Source organism: Rhodopirellula bahusiensis (assembly GCF_002727185.1).
GTDB lineage: Bacteria > Planctomycetota > Planctomycetia > Pirellulales > Pirellulaceae > Rhodopirellula > Rhodopirellula bahusiensis.
Genome location: NZ_NIZW01000015.1, coordinates 53,648 through 75,310, shown reverse-complemented (window position 1 = coordinate 75,310; position 21,663 = coordinate 53,648). Strand labels below are relative to the sequence as shown.

At 56.9% G+C, this 21,663-nt stretch carries 14 protein-coding genes; 3 read left to right on the top strand and 11 right to left on the bottom strand.

What is annotated here, in order from left to right; genetic code table 11:
• Positions 1–540 precede the first annotated feature (540 nt).
• The 3 genes from fba to CEE69_RS19175 all read right to left on the bottom strand — a co-directional run bounded on the left by fba (position 541) and on the right by CEE69_RS19175 (position 3,173).
• Positions 541–1,563: a class II fructose-bisphosphate aldolase gene (gene fba, locus CEE69_RS19185; protein WP_099262234.1), complete on the bottom strand. Its 1,023-nt coding sequence runs from the start codon at positions 1,561–1,563 to the stop codon at positions 541–543.
• A gap of 148 nt (positions 1,564–1,711) precedes the next feature.
• Complete coding sequence (locus CEE69_RS19180) at positions 1,712–2,335, bottom strand: superoxide dismutase (RefSeq protein WP_099262233.1); 624 nt, start codon at positions 2,333–2,335, stop codon at positions 1,712–1,714.
• An 85-nt stretch (positions 2,336–2,420) separates the two neighbouring features.
• Positions 2,421–3,173 (bottom strand): response regulator transcription factor, encoded by a 753-nt coding sequence (locus CEE69_RS19175; RefSeq protein ID WP_099262232.1) that lies wholly within the window; start codon positions 3,171–3,173, stop codon positions 2,421–2,423.
• A 323-nt stretch (positions 3,174–3,496) separates the two neighbouring features.
• Here CEE69_RS19175 and CEE69_RS19170 point away from each other — a divergent pair, with 323 nt between their 5' ends.
• The gene (locus tag CEE69_RS19170; protein ID WP_099262231.1) at positions 3,497–4,813 is read left to right on the top strand and encodes a citrate synthase; all 1,317 of its coding nucleotides are present in this window, start codon (positions 3,497–3,499) and stop codon (positions 4,811–4,813) included.
• Between the two features lie 30 nt (positions 4,814–4,843).
• On the opposite strand, the gene CEE69_RS19165 is transcribed toward CEE69_RS19170, so the two are convergent.
• Positions 4,844–5,197: a hypothetical protein gene (locus CEE69_RS19165; RefSeq protein ID WP_233215405.1), complete on the bottom strand. Its 354-nt coding sequence runs from the start codon at positions 5,195–5,197 to the stop codon at positions 4,844–4,846.
• Between the two features lie 123 nt (positions 5,198–5,320).
• Positions 5,321–5,491: a hypothetical protein gene (locus tag CEE69_RS19160; protein WP_233215404.1), complete on the bottom strand. Its 171-nt coding sequence runs from the start codon at positions 5,489–5,491 to the stop codon at positions 5,321–5,323.
• Positions 5,492–6,461: 970 nt separating this feature from the next.
• Between CEE69_RS19160 and CEE69_RS19140 the strand changes: the two genes are divergently transcribed.
• Positions 6,462–7,544: a tetratricopeptide repeat protein gene (locus CEE69_RS19140; protein WP_233215403.1), complete on the top strand. Its 1,083-nt coding sequence runs from the start codon at positions 6,462–6,464 to the stop codon at positions 7,542–7,544.
• A 126-nt stretch (positions 7,545–7,670) separates the two neighbouring features.
• On the opposite strand, the gene CEE69_RS19135 is transcribed toward CEE69_RS19140, so the two are convergent.
• From CEE69_RS19135 to CEE69_RS19120, 4 genes are all read right to left on the bottom strand, one after another.
• Positions 7,671–8,759: an L-threonylcarbamoyladenylate synthase gene (locus CEE69_RS19135; RefSeq protein WP_099262225.1), complete on the bottom strand. Its 1,089-nt coding sequence runs from the start codon at positions 8,757–8,759 to the stop codon at positions 7,671–7,673.
• A 51-nt stretch (positions 8,760–8,810) separates the two neighbouring features.
• Positions 8,811–14,171: a DNA repair ATPase gene (locus CEE69_RS19130; RefSeq protein ID WP_099262224.1), complete on the bottom strand. Its 5,361-nt coding sequence runs from the start codon at positions 14,169–14,171 to the stop codon at positions 8,811–8,813.
• Between the two features lie 2 nt (positions 14,172–14,173).
• On the bottom strand, positions 14,174–16,234 hold the full coding sequence (locus tag CEE69_RS19125) for a flotillin family protein (protein WP_099262320.1): 2,061 nt from the start codon (positions 16,232–16,234) through the stop codon (positions 14,174–14,176).
• Positions 16,235–16,339: 105 nt separating this feature from the next.
• Entirely contained in the window at positions 16,340–17,062 is a 723-nt protein-coding gene (locus CEE69_RS19120; protein WP_099262223.1) for an OB-fold-containig protein, read from the bottom strand.
• 159 nt (positions 17,063–17,221) lie between these two features.
• Here CEE69_RS19120 and CEE69_RS19115 point away from each other — a divergent pair, with 159 nt between their 5' ends.
• Positions 17,222–18,607, top strand: coding sequence for an MFS transporter (locus tag CEE69_RS19115; RefSeq protein ID WP_099262222.1), 1,386 nt, complete (start codon positions 17,222–17,224; stop codon positions 18,605–18,607).
• Positions 18,608–19,044: 437 nt separating this feature from the next.
• On the opposite strand, the gene CEE69_RS19105 is transcribed toward CEE69_RS19115, so the two are convergent.
• Together CEE69_RS19105 and CEE69_RS19100 are read right to left on the bottom strand one after the other, a co-directional pair.
• Complete coding sequence (locus CEE69_RS19105) at positions 19,045–20,088, bottom strand: ThuA domain-containing protein (RefSeq protein WP_099262220.1); 1,044 nt, start codon at positions 20,086–20,088, stop codon at positions 19,045–19,047.
• Between the two features lie 138 nt (positions 20,089–20,226).
• On the bottom strand, positions 20,227–21,627 hold the full coding sequence (locus CEE69_RS19100; RefSeq protein WP_099262219.1) for a galactose-1-phosphate uridylyltransferase: 1,401 nt from the start codon (positions 21,625–21,627) through the stop codon (positions 20,227–20,229).
• Between the last annotated feature and the right edge of the window lie 36 nt (positions 21,628–21,663).

Genomic DNA, 21,663 nt, shown 5'->3' with positions numbered 1-21,663 from the left:
CTCTGCCTTCACTTGTTGATCACGAGACAGCGATTTGGTGAGTCGGCTTGCGGTTGTTCTTAAAAACCTTCGGTGCATTCTGGGTGAATCTACGTGCAAGTTGCGATTCCAGGTCAGCTCGTTTGGTCGAGAACGACGAAAGTTCGGGCGAGTCAGCGGTTTTTTGGAAGGACTAAGGTACCATGTCTGCTGCCTGTTGTGACTGAATGGTTTCTCATCGTTCACGCTAGTGGAAGGCAGGCGAGCAATCTGGCATCGGCGCGTTGCAACCGCACGTTTTGGCGATGTCGGTGGCAGGCCTTGCCATTGAAGGCCTCGCTGGTTGTACAGCAAGTCGCAACGCCCTAATGAGTCATATGGTTGTGCTCGATAGTTTCTGCCGACCTGTTTGGTTTCTGGCGTGCCGTTGGCGTGAAGGCCTTGTCGCCTCGTCCATCACGGGGTTTGGGCATGAAAAAAGCCTGGAGCGGAGGGTTCCGTTCCAGGCTTTTGAATTGTGTGTTGTTCGTTCGCGTTTAAATTGGTGAAACGCGAGTTGGATCAGACTGCGGCGCCGAGAGTCGCACGCAACTTGGCACCGTTGCCGGCTTGGCCGAAGGCGGTCATGCGAGCGACGCAAACGTCCTTCATCGCGGTGCGGGCTGGTTTCAAGTAAGCGCGTGGATCGAAGGCGGCTTTGTCTTCGGTCAAGACTTTGCGGATCGCACCGGTGATCGCCATGCGGCAATCGGTGTCGACGTTGATCTTGCGAACACCGCTCTTGATACCACGTTGGATTTCTTCCACAGGCACGCCGTAAGTTTGCTTCATCTCACCACCGAACTGGTTGATGATGTCCTGCAATTCTTGTGGCACGCTGCTGCTGCCGTGCATGACCAAGTGAGTGTTGGGGAGCTTGGCGTGGATGGCTTCGATGCGATCCATGGCCAGAACTTCACCGGTTGGTTTCTTGGTGAATTTGTAGGCACCGTGGCTGGTGCCGATCGCAACGGCCAGTGCATCGCAGCCGGTTTCTTCGACGAAACGTTGAGCTTCATCGGGGTCGGTCAACAGTTGGTCGTGGGTCAGCGTTCCGACTGCACCGTGGCCGTCTTCTTGTTCGCCGCCACCGTCTTCGAGCGATCCGAGGCAACCCAGTTCGCCTTCGACGCTGACGCCGCGAGCGTGTGCCATCTTCACGACTTCAGCGGTGACTTTGACGTTGTATTCGTAGTCGGCTGGGGTTTGACCGTCAGCTTCGAGCGAGCCGTCCATCATGACGCTGGTGAAGCCATTTTCGATGGCCGACAAGCAGGTCTCGGGGCTGTTGCCGTGGTCTTGGTGCATGACGATTGGAATCTGTGGGTACAGTTCCGCCGCGGCGACCATCAGGTGACGAAGGTAGGTGTCTTGGGTGTAAGCACGAGCGCCACGCGAGGCTTGGATGATGACCGGTGAATCGGTTTCATCGGCAGCTTCCATGATCGCCTGGATCTGCTCCATGTTGTTGACGTTGAACGCCGCAACGCCGTAATCGTTTTCGGCGGCGTGATCCAAGACAACGCGAAGTGGGACGAGTGGCATGGCGTTCAGTTCCTAAGAAGTCGTGTTTTTTTAGTGGGAAAGATCGCAATTATCTCGGTGAATCTCCATTTCGCAAGGGCATGAAAAAACCGCTCACCCGAGGAGGGGCAAGCGGTCTCGCAAGTCAATTGAGTTGAAAACTCAGGGGTTACTTGGCAGCCGCAAAGCGGGTGGCAACGGCGTCCCAGTCGACCACGCTCCAGAATGCGGAGATGTAATCGGGGCGACGGTTTTGGTAGTTCAGGTAGTAAGCGTGTTCCCAAACGTCCAATCCCAAGATCGGTGTGCCGCTGATGCCAGCGATTGCTTCGCCCATCAACGGGTTGTCTTGGTTGGCGGTGCTGCCGACGTGCAGCTTGCCACCGGAAACGTAGAGCCATGCCCAGCCGCTACCGAAACGAGTCGCAGCCGCGTTGGCGAATTGTTCTTTGAAGGCGTCGAACGAACCGCAAGCGGCATCGATCGCAGCGGCCAAATCGCCTGATGGCGAGCCACCTTTGCCAGGACCCAATACGGTCCAGAACAGTGAGTGGTTGGCGTGGCCGCCACCGTTGTTGCGGACGGCGCCGCGTTTGTCGTCGGGCACAGCCGACAAGTCGGAGATGACTTCTTCGATCGACTTGGAAGCCAGATCGGTACCAGCCAACGCGTCGTTGGTCTTGGTGACGTAAGCGTTGTGGTGCTTGGAGTGGTGGATTTCCATCGTCCGCGCGTCAATGTGCGGCTCGAGGGCGTCGTAGGCATACGGCAATTCGGGCAGCGTGAAAGCCATGGTGCTCGTGGGGGTTTGTGGTTGGCGGATAGAAAAATCGTCGCATGCGATAGCGTACCAAGCCGTCCAGGGACGGGCGAGCGGGTCAGCTCGCCGACGCTTCCGGTTCCAAAGTTTCGGGTTCCAGAACGAATCGGTATCCGGCGTCGCGAACGGTCAACAAGTGAACGGGTTCCGCGGGAGACGGTTCGATCGCTTTGCGAAGCCGAGCGATGAATTGGTCGACCGCTCGAGTCTGCAAATTGCCTGACATCTCCCACACCTGGGTCAATAATTCGGATCGGTTGATCACGCGTTCAGGATTCTCGACAAAGTAACGCAGCAAACGGAGTTCCTTTGGCGTCATTTTAATGGGCTGGCCGTCGACCGAGACTTGGTGGGTCCGGAAGTCCGCTTCGACTCGGCCAAAGGCGATCGTGTTGACGGTTTCGGGTGCGGGAGGAGCGACGCGAGCGACCGTCCCGGCCGGTGAAGTTTGCAACAAGTTTTTGACGCGGCTGATCAGCTCGTACAAGTCAAACGGCTTGCTCATGTACTGGTTCGCACCAACGTCGAATCCACGTGCACGATCTTCGGACAACGTTCGGGCGGAGAGCATCAGCACGGGAGTCGTGTTGCCCGATTCGCGAATTTGTTCGCAAACGGTGTATCCGCTCATCCCGGGAAGCATGAGGTCCAACACGATCAGATCGATCGCGTTGCTGGAATGCTCGATCAACTGCAACGCCGACGGGCCGTCTTCGACCAGCGAGACGCGATAGTCTTCGGCCTCGAGGTTGTATTTTATGCCAACACCAAGGTGTCGCTCGTCTTCGACCACCAAAATATGAGCTCGCATCCGACTCCTCGGGATTGTTTGATTCATTCGCTCACGCAGCAGGACATCGATCCCGACGGAATCAATTCGGCCAAACGTTGCGGAAGTGATGTTCCGCAACCGCACCGGCGAATGAACACGGGCAAATGAAATTGGCACCGCGAATCACGGCAAGTCAAATTGTGACACGGAAAAACCTTCCAACCAAGACGCCCGCCGAATCTCGGTCATTCGAGCCGGCTCTGATCGAGGTCTGATTGTCGCTTGCATGACGCAGGGCTACACTACGTCTGTCACCCCAACGATGTCCCGCCAACTCGTCAATTGCATCCAATAGATCGCCCATGAGCTCCTCCTCCAGTTTGGAAATTCAACGAGCCGACACCGTCCGAGTCCAATTCGGGGATACCAACCTTGAGTTGCCTTTGGTGGAAGGTTCCGAAGGTGAACAAGCGATCGACGTCAGTCGCCTGCGTGCCGACACCGGTGTGATCACTTTGGACGATGGGTTCGTCAACACGGGCAGCACTCGCAGTGCGATCACGTTCTTGGATGGCGAAAAAGGTATCCTGCGTTACCGCGGTTACCCCATCGAACAACTCGCCAAAAGCTGTGACTTCGTTGAAGTCGCTTATCTGCTGATCTTTGGCGACCTGCCCAACAAAGACGAGATTGAAACGTTCCGTTCGGGGATTCGTGAACACACGATGATCCACGAGGACATGCGGTCGTTCTACAACGGCTTCCCGCGAGATGCCCACCCGATGGCCATTCTCAGCAGCGTTGTGGGAGCGTTGTCGACGTTCTACCAGGATTCGATGGATCTGAATGACCCACGTCAGGTCGAGATTTCCATCTATCGCTTGATCGCGAAACTGCCAACGATCGCGGCGTACAGCTACAAGAAGTCGATGGGCCAACCGTTCATGTATCCCAAGAACGAGTTGGACTACTGCGAAAACTTCTTGCACATGATGTTCGCGACACCGACCTCGGATTACATGGTCGATCCCGATTTCGCGGAAGCACTGAACTTGCTGTTCATCGTGCACGCTGATCACGAGCAAAACTGCAGCACGTCAACCGTTCGCATGGTCGGCAGTAGCAACGCGAACTTGTTTGCGTCAATCTCGGCTGGCATCGGTGCACTGTGGGGACCGCTCCACGGTGGTGCCAACGAAGCTTGCGTCAACATGTTGGAACGAATCGCGGCCGATGGCGGCAACGTTCAGAAGTATGTCGACATGGCGAAGGACAAAACCAACGACTTCCGCGTCATGGGATTCGGTCACCGCGTTTACAAGAACTCGGACCCTCGAGCGACGATCATTCGCGCCAGTTGCGACAAGTTGCTGGCCAAGCTGAACTTGGACGACCCGTTGTTCGAGGTCGCTCAAAAGCTGGAAGAGGTGGCGCTCAAAGACGAGTACTTCATCGAACGCAAGTTGTATCCCAACGTCGACTTCTATTCCGGCGTGATCTACCGTGCTCTCGGGATTCCGGTCCAGATGTTCACGGTCCTCTTCGCGATCGGTCGATTGCCCGGTTGGTTGGCTCACTGGCGTGAAATGCACGCGAACCCGGCTTCGAGAATCAATCGTCCACGTCAAATCTACACTGGCGCGACTGAGCGAGACGTGATCTCACTTGACCAACGCTGATCGCTCAGCGGTTTTGCGACACTGGCTCGCTCACGCGAACGACACGTCTTTTGTGTAGAGGTCCAGCATCTGGCCTTGGACCTTGACCGCGCGAAGCAGTGTCCACAATTGGTCCGGTGAAAACTCAATGGGGCCGTCGTTCAGCAGCGTGTCCAATTCGCGTGAGACGGCTGCGTGTTGGTCCGTCGCCGCTTCGAAGCGGAAGCTGACGTTTTGCCAGATGGACTGCAGGGCCGCCGGATCATCCAGACGCGATGGGTTCTCTTCTTGATTGAGGATCATCAAACAGAGACGCGCGACGTCCGTTGGCGACAACTCCGGTCGCAGCTGCGAGACTTTCTCAGCGAGTTCGTGACACTTCATATCGAAGCCTACGTTATTCATGCGGAGTGCCTTCAGAAATCTGCGAGAAATCAATTCGCATTCAGCAACGTTGTTTGCAACCGCATTGCATGTCTGGAATGGCTGAGGATTCACGCCGCAGGGAACCTCGCCAACGTGCCAGGATCAGTCGAGCGGTGTGGTGTCCGGTTCGATTTTCAATCCGCTCAGGACTTCGTTGAGCTTGGCTTCCAGATCATCCAGTTGAGCCAGGACATCGTCTTGGCGACGTTCCAACTCTTGCAGCAGCATTCCAGGAGCTTCTTCTTCCGATTCGGCAAGCGAATGTGGCAACATCAATTGCATTCCGTTTGGAGATGAACACGTGACACGTGCCCTGGTGCGATCCATCACGCGAAGATTCCCACGCCGCAGTGCGTTTGAGATGCCCTTCGCTGTAGCTGATCGATCGGCTGATTCTGAGCCGGTTTGCACTGACGATTCGGTCGTGACGGTCGGTCCGGTCAAGCAAACGCTTCCGATCCAATCGCCTGTTCCGGTCTGGTAAACCTTGCCGGTTCATTGGCAGGCAAAAGCGAGCTCGGCTGGCGGGAGGCCGTGCCGTTTTACTGCCACCTCCCTTTGGGAGGTCGTGCGGTTTTCTGATACCGCTTTTCGGGAGAATTCCGCTGGCGTGCCTCTCCCGAAACGAAGTTTGGGGTGAGGTCGAGCGACGCCGTTCACGCGTACGCGAGGGTGAGCGTCGAGCATGGGAAACGGAGCGCACTTCCCTCCCCGGAATTCTCGCTGAACGCTCGGATACCGACCCTCCCCAACTGCGTTGAGGTCGTGCAGTTTTAGATGCTGTATTGCCGGGCGTTTGTCATCACCCTCCCTCTGGGAGGGTCGAGCGAAGCGAGGGGAGGGCTCAGCATTGGATCCAGCGCGTAGCCCTCCCCGGCCCGAAGCGGGCCGACCCTCCCAAAGGGAGGGTGAAATAAAACTGCGCGACCTCCTGCGTTGAGGTCGTGCAGTTTTTAGATGCTGTATTGCCGGGCGTTTGTCATCACCCTCCCGCTGGGAGGGTCGAGCGAAGCGAGGGGAGGGCTCAGCATTGGATCCAGCGCGTAACCCTCCCCGGCCCGAAGCGGGCCGACCCTCCCAAAGGGAGGGCGAAATAAAACTGTACGACCTCGAGACTTGGCAGCTTGCGAGATTGGCGGGGTTTTTCGAGTTCTCTGGCATCGGGGAACGTCATTTTGCTATGCGTGAGAGTGGCGCCGCGTTTGTCGTGCGGTGCCGCTTGTTTTCCTCCGGAACTAACCGCGTGAAACCGTTGCGTCTTCCAACCGATTGGCATCCAAAGCGATGCAACCGATGGATGCGCATCGTTGGCGTGGAGTCAGTCGCGTCGTTGTCGAAGAAGGCGTTGCGGCTGGGATTATTGATGACGTGTTTCACGACCATCCCACCCTCGGCAGGCTGTCGCGGCATCGGACGGTTCGGTGAAAGCCGGCAATCAATCGCCGCTCGACGTCTATCGCGGCAGGGCACGAAAGCGATGCGTCAAGGCGATTGGACGGTCGCGGAAACACTGTTCACGGAGGCGCTCGACGTATCCAACGTCAACGACGCGGCGCATCGTGGGATGTCCGAATCGCTGTGGCAAAAAGGTCTTCGAGAAGAAGCGATCGAGCACCTCGAAAAGGCGGTTCAGCTTTCGGCCGGCGATCCTAAGCACATGCAGCGTTTGGGGCGGATGTACTTGGAAGTGGGACGAGTCGACGAGGCGGCACGGCAGTGTCAAATTGCACTGGACTCGGATCGTGAATGGGCGGCCCTCTGGGCTCTCTGGGGCGATTGCCAAGTCGCTCGAAACGAGAAAGACGAAGCGTTGTCGGCTTACCACCGAGCTTTGTCACTGCAGCCCGACTACCCGTACGTTCAATTGCGAACGGCAGAGATTTATCACCAACAGAAACGCTACGATCGCCTGCTTGCAACTTTGGATCGCTTGCGTGAAGACGCTCAGGTCGTAGGCGACGTCGACGAGGCCATTCGCCCGGGAGCCGCGGACTTGCTGCGAGGAATCGCGATGCGAGAACTGGGGCGAACCGAAGAGTCGGTCCAGTACTTCATCGCCTCGGCTCAGAAAAACCCAGAGGATGCGACGTCACGTTTGCAACTGGCGTCGATCGCAGTTGATTCTGGCCAGCCCGAGATCGCACAAACCTGGTTGGCTCAAGCGATGCGGTTGGATCCATCCGCAACCCGCCAAGCCGGCTGGAACGTGGAGACGTGGTTGGCGACACCGCCGGGAATGATCGCACCCAACAACGGCACCATCGAATCATCTCAGCCGCCGATCATCGCGGTTCAGCCGGATGCATCGCGCCCTTGGCTGAAGTGATCGAAGCAGGTGACTCGACTCGGTGGACGCCACTTCAATCAGCCGCTCGGCGTTAGCCGCGGTTCTGTCGCACTGAGAACCGTGCCCAACGCGAAACCGATGATTCAAACTTCGGCTGCCGCTTGCTCAAGTGGCCGAGTCGTCTTGGTTGGACGCGCGACGCAGTCGATCCGAAATTGCGGCGAGCAAGTTGGGGTTCCCCGCTTCGCTCCATTCCTGCACGTTGATTTGATCGATCTCGATCGATTCAAATTCGCCCGAATCCGCTCGCCGCAGGGCATCGTACAACCGGTTGGCAATTTCAAAGGGATCACCGGCCGGCGACAGACTCCAAACGTCGGCGTATCCAGGCAACGATACGGCAGGACCGCGGAGTCGGATCCTCAAGATGCGGCTCTTGTTGTTTCCACCGTCGTTTGATGGGGCAACATTTTCGGTCGCCGCAACCAACCGGAGTGGCGTTCGAGGCGAATAGTGCTTGCGATGCAAACCCGGTGAGGCGGCTGGTGCGTTTGATTGAGACTTCAATAATTCCATGTTGGTTGTGGCGGATGACAACACAGGTTCGCCGAACACGGCTTCCAGTTTCGCTGCTGACAGCACGCCTTCGCGAAGGATCGTCGGCGGAGACTTTGGGTCGGCGATCGAGAGCACGGTGGATTCCAATCCGACATCACAGTTGCCACCATCGAGCACCCATTCGACGGAGTCTACCAATCCATCAATCACATGCTCGGGACGAGTCGGGCTGATGTAGTTCGATACGTTGGCGCTTGGGGCAGCGATCGGAAGCGAAACCTCTCTCAGCAATTGCAATGCGACTGGATGAGCGGGAACACGCACGGCCACGGTGTTGCCTCCCGCGGTGACGCAGTCCAGCACCGACTCGGATCGCGGCAGAACCAATGTCAGTGGTCCAGGCCACAAGGAGGACGCTGCTGCGAAACGCCGCCGCGTGATGTCCGAATCCATCGAGACCAATGGATGAACTGCGTCGGGATCGCCCACGTGCAAAATCAGCGGGTTGGTCGCGGGCCGTTGCTTGGCCGCGAAAATTTTCGCGACCGAATCGGGACGATCGCCTCGTGCGGCCAAGCCGTACACGGTCTCGGTGGGCAAACCGATCAACTTTCCATCACGCAGCGCGTCGCTGGCGAGTCGGATGGACTCCGGCGTCGCGGGCAAGATTTTCAGATGGGAAGGGTCGAGATTCATGACACGGAAGTTTGATCCATTCCGGCGGAATGGCAAGATACCGGCGTTCCGTCAAGCCGAATCGTCCGGTGATCGAAATGAGTTCTCCACGTCCTGGTACGTTTTCAGCATTTGATCGAGTTGTTCCTGCAATCGGCCGAGATCGCGGCTGTTGTCGATCGATTCTTCCAGCAGCGGACGCATCCATTCCTGCATCAGGTGGAATTGCCCTTTGACCAAATCCGCGATCACGCGTGGGACTTTGTGTTGAACCAGGATCTTTTGGTCGGGCGGCGAAGCGGCTTGTTGCCGTGAGATGGCTTCGAGCTGACTCGCGGTGGATTCCAAACGGCCCGACATCAATTCGCCCATCGACAGCAACGTTTGACGCAGCGTGTCGACTCGCGAATCCATGCGTTCTTCGGCCGAGTGATCTTCCATCGCGATGGCCTTGGCGATGACTTGCCGAATCGATTCCAGACCATCTCGCATCGACGCGAGTTGCCGGAGGACTTGAGCGGCCTGGTCTTCGCCGTCCATTCCCGCCATCCGAACGCTTTCCACAAACGCGTACTTGATCGCGTCCCAACGTTGTTTCTCTTCCGAAGTCAGAATGCCCATCAGTTCTTTGAACTTCAGGACGTTGGCTTCGTTGTCCGTCGTCAGCGTTTGAGCGTCTTGTTCGTAGTTGCTGATGATCAGCGATTGCAGTTCGGCATCGTTCATCACCGGAGCGACTCGTTCGGCGATCCGGTTCATGTTCCGATAACTGCCCTGCAGCTTGAACGGCGGCTCGGTCCGGTATTCGTCGGCTTGGGCGGCCGAGCGGATGTAGGCGCGGTTGACTCGCAGCACGACATCACGGACTCGCAGCAATTTGCGAGTGACTTCGAACATGTCCCGTATTTGGTCCAAGCTGAAATTGGCTTCCAGTTCGATGCCTTCGACAGAATCCCGTCCTGCCGCAGCGATGATCGCTCGAGCGTCCGATGGCGACGCGTTGGAAAGCGGTGCCAAGGTCACGTTGCTGGTCAAACAGTTCTCGAGGTAACTCATCTCGAACGCGTCAGCCGATTCGCCGATGATCTCGCCCAAGTTGTAAACGTCGGCTCGGTTGGAAAGCATGTCGGGGATTTGGAAGCGATCGCCCGATTCGGTGTACGGGTTGCCCGCCATGACCACCGCGACTCGCCGGCCACGCAGGTCATACGTTCGCGTCTTTCCGTTTCGAACGCCTTCGATTTTTCGTGTGGCATCGCACAAGGAGATGAACTTCTGCAGCAATTCCGGGTGCGTGTGTTGGATGTCATCGAGGTACAGCATTACGTTGTCGCCCATCTCGAGCGCCAAGTTCAAACGCATGACTTCTTCGCGGGCCGCGGCATTGGGGGCTTCCGCTGGATCCAACGACGTCACACCGTGACCGATCGCGGGGCCGTTGATTTTCATGAACACCAAACCCAGTCGGCTGGCGATGTATTCCATCAACGTTGTTTTGCCGTAGCCGGGTGGCGAGATCAGCAGCAGCAATCCCATTCGGTCGGTGCGTTTGTCTTCGCCGACCGTTCCCATCTGTTTGGCGAGGTTGTCGCCGATCAGCGGCAGGTAAACTTCGTCGAGCAATCGGTTGCGGACGAAACTGCTGAGGACGCGAGGTTTGAATTCATCCAAACGCATCGATTCGCGAGCGGACTCGACGCACTCGGTTTTGGCTTGGTGAAGCGAGCGGAATCGCGGCACCACATTTTCGCGGTAGCCACGCAGTCGCGTGATGTATTCGTGATAGTGCAGCGGCATCTCGCCACGTCCGATTCGGGCATGGCTGCCAACCAACCCCGTCAGGCGTTTCGCGACGGGGACGTCGATGACTTCGTTGGCAGGTCGAGCCGTCGTGGTTGTTTTTTTGGCATCCATCGCGGATTGGAAAATCAGCCAAGCCAATTCGTCTCGGTACCAATGCGGTGAGTCACCGGTTTCATTGCTGTCGTCGTTCGCCCGTTTGTTCAGAAACGCGTCGGCCCAGTTGCGAGCCAGCACGAAGGTGTGAACCGGAGAGGCAGTGTTGGGTTTCAGGCCGCCGAGGACCCACCGTTTTTGATCCGACTCGGGAAGCGAGCGAAGGAAGTCTTCGTGCAACGTGTTTGTTTGGCCGCTGATGGCGACCTTGTCGGGTGCCCTCGTCAGTTGTTCAAACAGGTAGTCGGCGATCCGTTCCGGCGTGATCACTTTTTCGAACAGTACAATCCACTCGGATTGATGTTCGGCTGCCAGTTCAGTCAGGTGTTGACGGAATTCGACGGCAGGTTGAGCTTGAGGGAACGCCATCGCGAGCTTGGCAAAGCCCGCGATCCAGTTCTTCATTTTGGTGCGTTGTTTGGTGTCGAGGAAGCATTGCCACCAAAGCTGGGATGCGGTGCGAAGTGATGGAGCGTGACGCAGCAGCCCAATGGACCGATCCAGGTCAATCAAACCTCGCAAGATGATCGCGGTGTCGACATCGTGAACGCCTTTGGCATAGCCTTCATCGAAACGGCCGGCCATGCGTTCGGCGACCCAAGCCGCATTCAACGTTTCCAACTCTTGAATCGATTCCGCTTGGCCGGATTCGAACAGATCCATCGCCAGGAATTCGGCTCGGTAGACGTCGGAGTTCTCGCTGATCAGCGATTGGTTCCAAATGTCGCGGGCGGCGATCAGTCGCTCGTCGTCGATGGGATCGAAGTACTGCGTGCCAGTCAGGTGCAGGCAGAGTTCGTCGCTTCGTAGGACCGTCGTCAGGTCCAGAGGCTGAGTGTTGACCGCGAATTTTCGTTCGCCCAGTCGGATGACATCGCCACCGTCTTCGTAGAGATCTTGGCGATCTTTGAGGCCTCGTAGCGCGTCTTCGCGAAGCGTTTTGAGGCGGCTTTGCAAATCACCGACGCGAACGGCATCGCCGAGTTCATCGAGTTCTTCGATCAGGCTGCGAATCTTGCCGACCATCAAGTCGCCAGCGAAGTACGCAGCGATTTGATCGATCGATTCCATGTTCGAAACGCGATGCTGGATCCCGCTGAGGATCCGTTCGGCGGCGGAACTGAGAGCCTCGGCACGTCGATTGCGTTTTTCAACCAACGCAACTTTTCGCGATTCGAAAGCGCCGTAAACGTCTTCGCGACGAGAGGCGAGCGTTTCGATGAACTCGTCGAATTCGGCGAAGCGACCTTCGAGCTCTTCGAGTTGCACCATGACTTTCGTCAGGTACTCGTCACAACGAGCGGGCGTGTCGCAGACGTCGAGGTAGCCAGTCGTGGTTTGTTCGAGCAATTTCAACTGCGATGCAAATTCGGCTCGGCCTTCGACGCCGATCAGTTCTTGCTTGCGATTTTTCAGCGCACTGCGAACGCGATTGACGGTCGCGAAGACGTCGCCGATCGCATCGATGATGGTGGTGCGCTGAGTCGCGTCGTCGATCTGCAGGTTGCTCACCGTTTCGGTCAGCAATTCCAAATCGGCAGCGGATTGGTCGATCTCTGCTTCGAGTTCTTTGGCTTGAGCGACGCCCTTGATTTCGGGAACGCGGTTATCGGCTTCGGCAACCCGGTCGCGATAAGGTTGCAATGCATCTTCGCCGAGCAGGAATTCGACGCAGCGACGGCTGAGACGATCCGATTGCTCGGCGGTGACCGATTCCAATTCTTCCACGACGGAAAGGTCGACGAACCGAAGTTCACGCAAAGCGATCGCACGGCCTCTCTGGACTCGCAGTTGCGCCAGCGAAGCGACGAACTGGTCAATCGAAGTGAACCGCGAACGCTCGATCTCTTTCAGCGTCGTGTTCGTGTCCGATTGGACCTGGCGAGTTTGCTTGGCGGTGGCTTCGCGAACACGAACGACTTTTTCGTATTCTTCGATCGCCGCTCCCGCCGTTTCGCGAATTTTGCGAAGTGGTTCGGCGAGGTGATGAGTTTCTTCGTTGTCGATCCAGAAGTAGCTGTCGAGGACATCGCCGGACTTCTTGGACAGGTCGATGTACAAATCGTTGTAGCTGTCGTCCTTCTCGATCAGTTGCAGCAGTTCGCTGCACTCGGCCATCCCGCGAACCAAGTCTTTGTTGCCGATTTTGAACAGCAACGAATCGGTTTGGTTCTCGGGCAGGTAGTCTTCGCTGGTGAACGGCGTTTGCCACAACTGAATCGCATGGTGCTTCTGCGGCGTGTCTTGGCCTTTGAAGCAGACCATTTCGCCGGCTTCGAAGAACGTTTGACCGTGGCACACGAGCGGTGTGTCGACCGACTGGCGGATTTGGTTGTAACGCAGTTGGATGTAGGTTCCGTCTTCCACATTGGAAAACAGATACAAGCTGTCTTCGCCGTTGGGCGAGTTGATCGTTCGCTCGTAACGCATGTCGACCAGTCCGTGGTCAAAGCGTTTGAACTCGCCGGATTGCAAGTAATAACCGCCGGGGAAGATCAGACCTTGGTCGCCCGGCAGCATTACGCAGGCGTGCTGGATCTCGTCCAAACGGATCGCTTGGTTGATCTTGCCGTTGAAGATGATGTAGCGAAATTGGTTCTCTTGATACGGTTTGATCTTCAGCAAGACCAAGTGACCGACGATTGCGTAATGAATCTCCGCGTCGTCGAGTTTTTGGTCGAAGTTGTCGACCGGTTCGGCGTAGATGCCTTCGCCGACGCTGGTGTTGTTTTCGACTTTGATCGTCAGGTCACCGCCGACCGTTTCGACGAACACGCGGTCATCGATGGAGATATGCGGGTGCTCACCGTAGTGATGCATGTCCCGCGTTGTCCTCTGCCAGCGAAATTCGTGCTGGTCGGGCAAGCGGACTTCGTGGTCGCTGCGATTGTCGACGTATTGCAGGCCTTCGGGGCTGCGACGCCATTTGAATGATTTGATGTCTCGAGCGGTTTTGCCGACTTGAAACACCATGTGCAAGATCGGGCCGGACACAAAGAACCGCAGGAACGTGGTGTCTTTGTAGAACCGGTACAGCTCGTGGAAATCACTGACGAAGCGATCGTCCATGATTCGCTCGAGTGGCCGTTCATGGAACTCGGTGGATTCCATGCGGTAGATCGAGAACACGTCGGCCAGTTCGATCTCGGTTTTCAATCCGAACTGAACGTTGTATCCAAACAGGAACTCGTCGCCGATCGAGACAATGTCTCGTGGGACGCAGTTGTGTTCGGTCGAGACCCGCTGCGTCGCAATCAATCGCGTTTCGATGTTCCCGAAGACTTCGCCGCGGTCTTCGTTCAGCTTGGCGAGTCGATCGCGAAGATCACCGGCGGCGGTGCGAAGGCGGTTGCGAAGGACTTCGTAGGTTCCGCCCGACAACTGCGAGGCGGCGTCCTTGGAAATCCCTGCATCCGATCCACCATCACCAGCGGAACCAGGCAGCGAAGTCGCTTCGGTGGAAGCGTCCTCAGCCACGATCAGGCCTTCTTCCCGTTAGGCGAGACTTTTTTCGCTGGAACGGTATTGGACTCGGACGTGAGCAAGCGACTGACCTTTTGGTCGGCCACGTTGGCGGTCCCAGCCATGCTGAGCAGGCTGGTCAACTGCGTTCGAACATCGTCGGTGCTGGACATTCCCATCAACTTGGCAATCAAAGCCGCGATGGAAAGGTCTTTCACGCCGTCGGTGTCCAATCCGAACTGTGAGATCAGCTCTTTGACTTGATCGCGGAAGTAATCCGCGTTGCCATCGAAGAACGTATTCTTGACGTCCGTCGCGACTTGGCTGTTGTAGACAAATCGGTCGATCGCTTTGCCGCCTTTGACCGCGGAAGTGATCTGTTCGAAGAATTCTCCGTCGCCACCAACGATGTCGATTCGAGCGGCTTGCAAGGCTTCGCCGATGACACCGGCTTGGCTTTCGGCAATTCCGCGTTGAGCTTCGATCGCAGCAACTTCGACGAACTTCTCTTTCTCCAGTTTGAGTTTGAACTCTTCGTGTTCTTTGCCGACGCCGTCCAGCTTCTTCATCGCTTCTGCTTTCTCGGTGATACCGGTCGCTTCGGCCGTGTATTTCTCGCGAGAAACCTTGGCTTCGGCCATGCCTTCTTTTTCCAGTGAGACGGCTTTGGCCTCTTGGACTTGAGCTTCGGCCAAACCAGCGGCAGCGGCTTGAGCGGCTTCGGCTTCGGCCAGCATCTTCGTTGCGGCGGTTTCTTTTTCGGCCGCGTCGCGTTTGGCTTCGGCTTCGATGCGGACTTTTTCAGCCAGCAACTCGCTGCTTTCCTTCTCGGCTTGAGCCAGCTTGGTTTGTCGGATGAGTTCTTCTTCCGCTTTCATTTGAGCGGCGGTGATTTGGACCGTTTTTTGACGTTCGGCCTTGGCGTGTTCTTCGGTGTCTTTGATCCGTTCTTGTTCTTCGACCACGGCACGTTCGACAGCGACGCGTTCGCGAATCACTTCTTGAATGTTGCGTTTCTCGACTTCGATCGCTTTTTCTTTCTCGACATCGGCGACGCCCACGACACGCATGCGTTCGGTGGCTTCCAAGTCGCGATCTCGGTTGACGCGTTCCAGTTCGACCGCGTCCGTCTTTTCCTTGTTCCGCATTGCGACCAAGACCTGACGAGCCTTGTTCTCTTCGGCGATGCCAATTTCTTCTTCGGTTTGGATGCGGGCTCGTTCGGATTCCAGTCGTTGTTCTTCGCGAACTTTCGCAGCCGAGGCTTGTTCACGCGAAGTGATTTCTGCGATTTCGCGTTGTTGTTTTTCGACCGCTTCGACGCGTTGTCGTTCCAGTTCGAGGATCGTTTCTTCGGCTTCGACGTCCTGCTTCTTCAGCGTCTTTTCTTTGTCGCGGGTGAACTGGTTTTCCTTGACCTTTTCCATCGAGGTCAGTTCGGTGATCTTCTTGATGCCCTCGGCGTCGAGGATGTTGGTTGGACTGAGCATGTCCAACGGCGTTTGTTCCAGGTAATCGATCGCGGCGTCGTCGAGGCGGTAACCGTTGAGGTCGGTGCCGATGACTTTGAGGATTTCTTCTTTGAACTTGTCGCGTTGGTCGTACAGATCGACGAAGTCAAATTGCTTGCCGACGGTTTTCAGTGCTTCGCTGAATTTCGCATCGAACAGTTCACGCAGCGTTTCCAGTTCGCTACAGCGTTTGGCACCGATCGACTGAGCGACCTCTTTCATTTCTTCGGGGCTTTTGTCGACACGCACAAAGAACGCGACTTTGATGTCGGCGCGAATGTTGTCGCGGCAGATCAAACCTTCGCTGCCCTGGCGATGGATCTCAAAGCTTTTCAGCGTGAGGTCCATGAACTCGTATTGCTGGATCAGCGGGATGATCAGCATGCCTTCGCCGGTCACGGCTTTGACGCCGCCGGAACCCGATTTCACGATGGCGCGATCGGGACCGACTTTGACGTAGTAGCTCTTGTAGAAGAGCGCGACGACGATGCCGACGAGGAAAAGTCCCCCGACCAAAATGATCGCCACGTCCGCAGCGAGGCTATCTGTGATGAGAGCAACCAGCATGAGTGTTCTTTCGAGTGATTGACTGCGGGATGATTCGATGACGAATCCCGAAAACATTTTGCCTGTTGGTCAGGCGTGGAATATCAGCCAGCGGGGCGCGCCGAATCACGTCGAAGCCGAAGAATCAGCCCGCACCAGGTAGGTTTTGCTGTTTTGATCATAGTTCACCACCGTGACACGTACCCCTTTTGGGATAATTTCACCACCGGTTCGGACGGAAATCAGCAGAGGGGCCGCATCAGTCGCAAAACGTGCACGACCGAACGATTCGTCGGCTTGCCGGGTTTCGATGGTGGCCGATCCGCCAACCAGGCTGGAGGCGTGGAATTCGGTCGGCGGAACCATGATCCGGTGCAGTGGCCAGGTCGCCATTTTGGTCGCGACGATCCCCAGAACGCCGTTGCGGATCGTCAGCAATCCGCTGGTCAGGAAGTCGGGATCGTAGCGCCGCACGTCGTAACCAAACCACAGGTAAAAGCTGATCACCCAAAACAGGACACTGAAGACCGAAAACCAAACGACCAGCGGCACTCGGTCCAGGTTCATGGCCCGCAAAGTGGCCGCGCCCGCACCGCCAAACCAGTCACCGTGCATGGGTTCGCCGGAAGCGTCCATGCCTAAATCGCCACCGACGTCGCCCGCCAGATCCGGGGCATCCAGATCGGGGATGTCCAAGTCGACATCGACATCCGCGTCGACGCCAAACTCAAAAATGCCCAGCATCGAGACGAGGGCGTAGAGCAGAAACAACGCGGCCAGAACGGTGGCAGGCCACATGGGCCCCACAAGGATGGAGTCGAGCCGTTCGGTCCAAGTCATCGCCAACATGCGTCTGTCTCCTGAAAAGGAATCCTCACGGTTTTCGCGGGGGAAAGAATCTTATCACGTGGCGGGGTTTGACGCCGATGTGGGCGCAGTAATGCCGCAGTCTTGCAAAGAAACGACCTGTTGAATGGTCCGGGAAAGAAGTACAAGCACGCCTGACAACTGCTTCCACAATTTCGCATCTTTTTAATGGACCGAATCCTCAATCCCGCAACGATTCATCGCACTTCTTCCGCTGGTAAAAGCGACCGGAACCTCACCCGAAGCTTGGGTGATGCGGCGTGTTTTGGCGGCATGGTTGGATGCGGTGAAACCTACTTTTCCGCGTTCGCGTTGGCGGTGGGGCTGAGCGAAACCGCGTCGGGTTTGATCGCCAGCATTCCGCTGCTGGTTGGCGGAGTGATCCAGTTGGTCTCGCCCAAGGCCATCTCTTGGATTGGCGGCTACCGACGTTGGATCGTTGCGGGCGCGGTGTTGCAATCGCTCGCGTTTTTGCCGCTGGCGTATGCGGCCTGGACCGGAAGTCTGTCGATCGTGATGTTCCTGTTGATCGCGTCGGTCTACTGGGCCGCGGGCCTGTCGACCGGACCGGCATGGAACACCTGGATCGAACAGATCGTTCCCGTCGCGGGACGCGCTCGATTTTTTTCAAAGCGATCTCGGCTGCAACAGATTTGTACGTTCTCCGGATTGATGGTCGCCGGCTTGGTGTTGCAATGGACGTCCCACCAAGACATGGCGTTGACCGGGTTCGCCGGGGTGTTCTTGGTCGCCGCGATGTTGCGTTTGGTCTCCGCGAGTTTTCTGCACCGGACTCGAAACGGATCGCAGGTTGCAAACCACATCGAGCCTCCTCAGAAAGATGCGGCGGAGAAGCCAGCTGAAGAACGAGTGGACGATCGATCGGCCATTCGGTTGCTGGCTTATTTGGTCGCCATGCAAGTTTTTATTCAACTCAGCGGCCCGTACTTTGTGCCGTACATGCTGGGGCAGTTGGAGTTTGACTATGTCGTCTACGTCGGTCTGATCGCACTCGCCTTCCTCAGCAAAGTCATCTCATTCGCGTTTTGGGGGCGCATCGCGGAAGAGTCTGGTGCGGCCAAGGTGCTGTGGTTCGGCGGCATTGGATTGGTGCCGCTGGCATCGCTGTGGATCGTTTCGACCAACCTGATTTGGTTGGCGATCATTCAGATCCTCAGTGGCATCGCTTGGGCCGCGTACGAGCTGGGGTTCTTCCTGATGTTCTTCGAGACCTTGCCCGCGAAACATCGGACCCGGTTGCTGACCTATCACAACTTTGCCAACACGCTCGCTATTTGTGCAGGGGCCTTGGCCGGAGCCGCGATCTTGGCGTACTGGGGAACGACGTCACAGACTTACTATTACTTGTTCGGTCTCTCGTCGGCCGGCCGGTTGCTTTGCTTGGGATTGTTGGTGGGAGCCGTTCTTCCCAAGCATTCGTTGAAATCGATCGGCATGCGAGTGCTCTCGATTCGTCCCGGGGCGGGCAGTGTGACCGCCCCGATCATTGCCAGTGCCGAAGAGTGAGTTCCGGTGTCCGCCAGTCATGGGCCTCACACTCGGCTGCGAAATGTTTGCTATTCGCGTTCTGATAGCGGATGCAACGTTCCTTCTGGCTTCTGTCTTTCTTCATCCCGGTAGGGATTTTAGATGGTAGCCGCGGGTTGCTGCGTCGCAGCGTACCCCCGGAAAACGAGCGCCCATAAAACTCTCCATCCCGCCGTGGCCAAAGGCCACGGCGGGATGGAGAGTGGCGGCGTCGGGGGCGTGTCCATCGGTGGCGCTATCGCTTACCGAAGGCTACCATCTGATATCCCTACCGGGATGAAAACTTGCGCCAACGGATCGCCACCACAACCCCAACGATTCAGCAGTCCGGCCCAGCGCATTCAAACAGTTACCGGAATGATTGGGTTTCATCCCGTGAGCCAATTCGTTGCTTGGTGGGAGCCGGGTGGATTCGCTCAATGAGCGACTGGCGCGAACGTGCCCTTGGGAGTGAAGACGGTGGCTGAAGAACCGAGTTCGAACTCTTCCACACGAAGGTCACGATCGAGATAGAGTTCCCCGGTTTCGAATCCGTAGAACGAGGGGACGAATGGATCGACGAACGAAACATCGGCCGATTTTGGGACGTCCATTCCGGTGAGGAAGTAGCTGGCGTTGACGATCAAGCGACGAAGGTCTTCGCTGCGGAAATCAACAGCGGCACCGGCGGTGGTGGCCACGCACTGTCCGGTTTCGCCTGACGGGGCCTCGTAAGATTTCAACCAAGCCAGTGGCATCATTGGATCATTCTTTTCATCCACCGGAGGAGCGGCGGCGTCGAGGTGTTTGACAACCATTCCTCGCAGCAAAACCGTAGCGGCGGATTGATCGAGATTGGCAATGCCATAGATGTCCGATGGCGTGTAGATGTCGGCGACGTCGTTGAGTATTGGATGGTTGGCGTTGTCTTCCACGATGACCGCCCGGCCGCCTTCGACTTTGTGTTTGCCGTGGTGCGAATGCCAGTTCTCGCCAACCACGTTGATTCCAAAGTTCGCCCAGTCGTAGTCGCCGTAGTGACCGCTCTTGAAAGCGTGAGTCGCGGTGCGATAGGCGATGATTGGTTTGCCCGCGTTGATGAATTTCAGAATGGGATCGAGTTGATCATCGGGCAGAACTCGCCAACGAGTTGCCAGGATCATCAGGTCGGCATCGTTGAGGGCTTCCGTGCCGGGGATGTTGTCGATTTGGTAAGGGTTGATGCTACCGGATTCTTTGTCGATGGCGAACAAGACCGTGCACTTGAAGCCGTGTGTTTGGCTGAGGATTTTCCCGAGCATCGGGCACGATTCTTCCGAGCGATATTCCTCGTCGCCTGAGATCAGCACAATGTGTTTGCCATTCGCGGTGCCCTCGGCGGGCTCGAACACCAGGTGATCAGCCGCGTGAAGGGACGTCAGAGCTGGAAGAAGGCAAACGGCGAATACGAATGCGGTCGCGGCAAAACAACGCTTTTTCATGGCGGCTCAAGCTTGATTCAGAGAACAGGATGTGGAGGCAATCGGAGCCACATCATATCTCAAGCAAGCCAGTCCCGGGCGGTGAACGCCGCGGCGAATTTTGATCGATCAGTGATCGTCGCGTCCGCGAATGATCGTCTAACGCAACGCGTGTCGCGGGTCGCTGCGTCGTGCTTGATGGCGGAATTCTTCCGCGGCGGCTTCGGGGAAGACCGTATTGATCATTCCACCCGAGCTCAGTTCATAACCGGCCAACCGCCCAATTCGCGGTGCCAATTCAAGACTCCAGTGATGCGTTTCGCCGTCGTTCTGCTCACCAACTGGCGCCGTGTGCAACATCATATTGTAGGCGACACCCGGAATGATCGCTTCTAACCAACGAACGCACCGTAGAACCAACCGAGCAACTTCTTCGTTCATCGAAACCGAAAGGTCTTCGAAGCATCCCAGGTGTGATTTCGTTGTGATTCGAATCAGGAACGGGAATCGGCTGGCGTGAGGGCAATATGCGACCAGCGAATCCGACTGGTGAATGATTCTTTCTTTGCGTTCCAGCTCAGCTTGCAAAACGTCGCACTGCAAACAACGCCCGTGCCGCGCGAAGTGCAATCGCATGCGTCGGTTCACCTCGCGAACGGAATGCGGCAGGTGATTGGACGCGATCAGTTGACTGTGGCTGTGTTGCAAAGACGCACCCGCGTCGCGGCCAACGTTTTTGAACAAGCTGATGAACTGGATGCCAGGTTGTTTTCGCCAGTGACGCATCCGGGACGCGTAGGCGGAGAATGCGAGGGCGATTTCAGCCAGGTTCAATTCGCTGAGTGATCGAGTGTGGCGAGCGGCTTCGATGATGACCTCGTGCCCACCCGATGCGACCTCTTCGACGAACAAAGATTGAGCCAGCCGTGACAGGCGAGATTCTTTTTCGCCTTCTTCGTTGGCGGGTTCTTGTTTGACTTTGCTCTCGGGTTTGATGGCCGGGAACAGATTCGGGACCACGCGAACGGTCCAATCGGCTGATTGCGGAACGACTTCTTCGTCCTCAGACAATTTGGCGGACCAAACCGATGCGGGGGTCAAATGTTCGTTGCCGTGACAAAATGGGCAATCCATCGAAACGTCAGGCTTCGGTCGATGGGATTTGAATTGATCGGGGCGGCGAGCGCGACCGGGAGCAAAGATCGTCCAACTGCCCGAAATCGGATCTTGCCGCGAGCGGCCCGTTTGAACGTGTGACTCATCGGGAAAGTCGACGTGACTGCCTTCCCGATGCGGTTGTTCCAGGATCTCAGCGTCGACCAAGCGATCGACTAAAACCTCGGCGCGTTGGTAGGTCGATTCAGAACTTTGTTTGGTTTTTGCCGCGGGCGAGTTGCTGCGAGAGGGGGCGGCTTTGTCACGTTCGGTTTGCAGATCCGTAACGCTTTGCGTGTCCAATCCACTTTGCTCGGCCGGACGCGAATGCTCAGCAGTCCGGGAGGTTTCGTTCAAAGACGTCTGCCGCGAATCGATGTGGACTCCTGACTGTTGTGTCTTCATCGATTCGACTCGGGATTGTGGGGCCGACGGCAGAGT

Excerpts from the sequence above, each read along its gene's own strand:
- fba (WP_099262234.1), bottom strand. The coding sequence starts at position 1,563 with ATGCCACTCGTCCCACTTCGCGTTGTCTTGGATCACGCCGCCGAAAAC.
- CEE69_RS19165 (WP_233215405.1), bottom strand. The coding sequence starts at position 5,197 with ATGAATAACGTAGGCTTCGATATGAAGTGTCACGAACTCGCTGAGAAA.
- CEE69_RS19100 (WP_099262219.1), bottom strand. The coding sequence starts at position 21,627 with ATGAAGACACAACAGTCAGGAGTCCACATCGATTCGCGGCAGACGTCT.
- CEE69_RS19125 (WP_099262320.1), bottom strand. The coding sequence starts at position 16,234 with ATGCTGGTTGCTCTCATCACAGATAGCCTCGCTGCGGACGTGGCGATC.
- CEE69_RS19135 (WP_099262225.1), bottom strand. The coding sequence starts at position 8,759 with ATGAATCTCGACCCTTCCCATCTGAAAATCTTGCCCGCGACGCCGGAG.
- CEE69_RS19105 (WP_099262220.1), bottom strand. The coding sequence starts at position 20,088 with ATGAAAAAGCGTTGTTTTGCCGCGACCGCATTCGTATTCGCCGTTTGC.
- CEE69_RS19160 (WP_233215404.1), bottom strand. The coding sequence starts at position 5,491 with ATGTTGCCACATTCGCTTGCCGAATCGGAAGAAGAAGCTCCTGGAATG.
- CEE69_RS19120 (WP_099262223.1), bottom strand. The coding sequence starts at position 17,062 with ATGTTGGCGATGACTTGGACCGAACGGCTCGACTCCATCCTTGTGGGG.
- CEE69_RS19175 (WP_099262232.1), bottom strand. The coding sequence starts at position 3,173 with ATGCGAGCTCATATTTTGGTGGTCGAAGACGAGCGACACCTTGGTGTT.
- CEE69_RS19180 (WP_099262233.1), bottom strand. The coding sequence starts at position 2,335 with ATGGCTTTCACGCTGCCCGAATTGCCGTATGCCTACGACGCCCTCGAG.
- CEE69_RS19170 (WP_099262231.1), top strand. The coding sequence starts at position 3,497 with ATGAGCTCCTCCTCCAGTTTGGAAATTCAACGAGCCGACACCGTCCGA.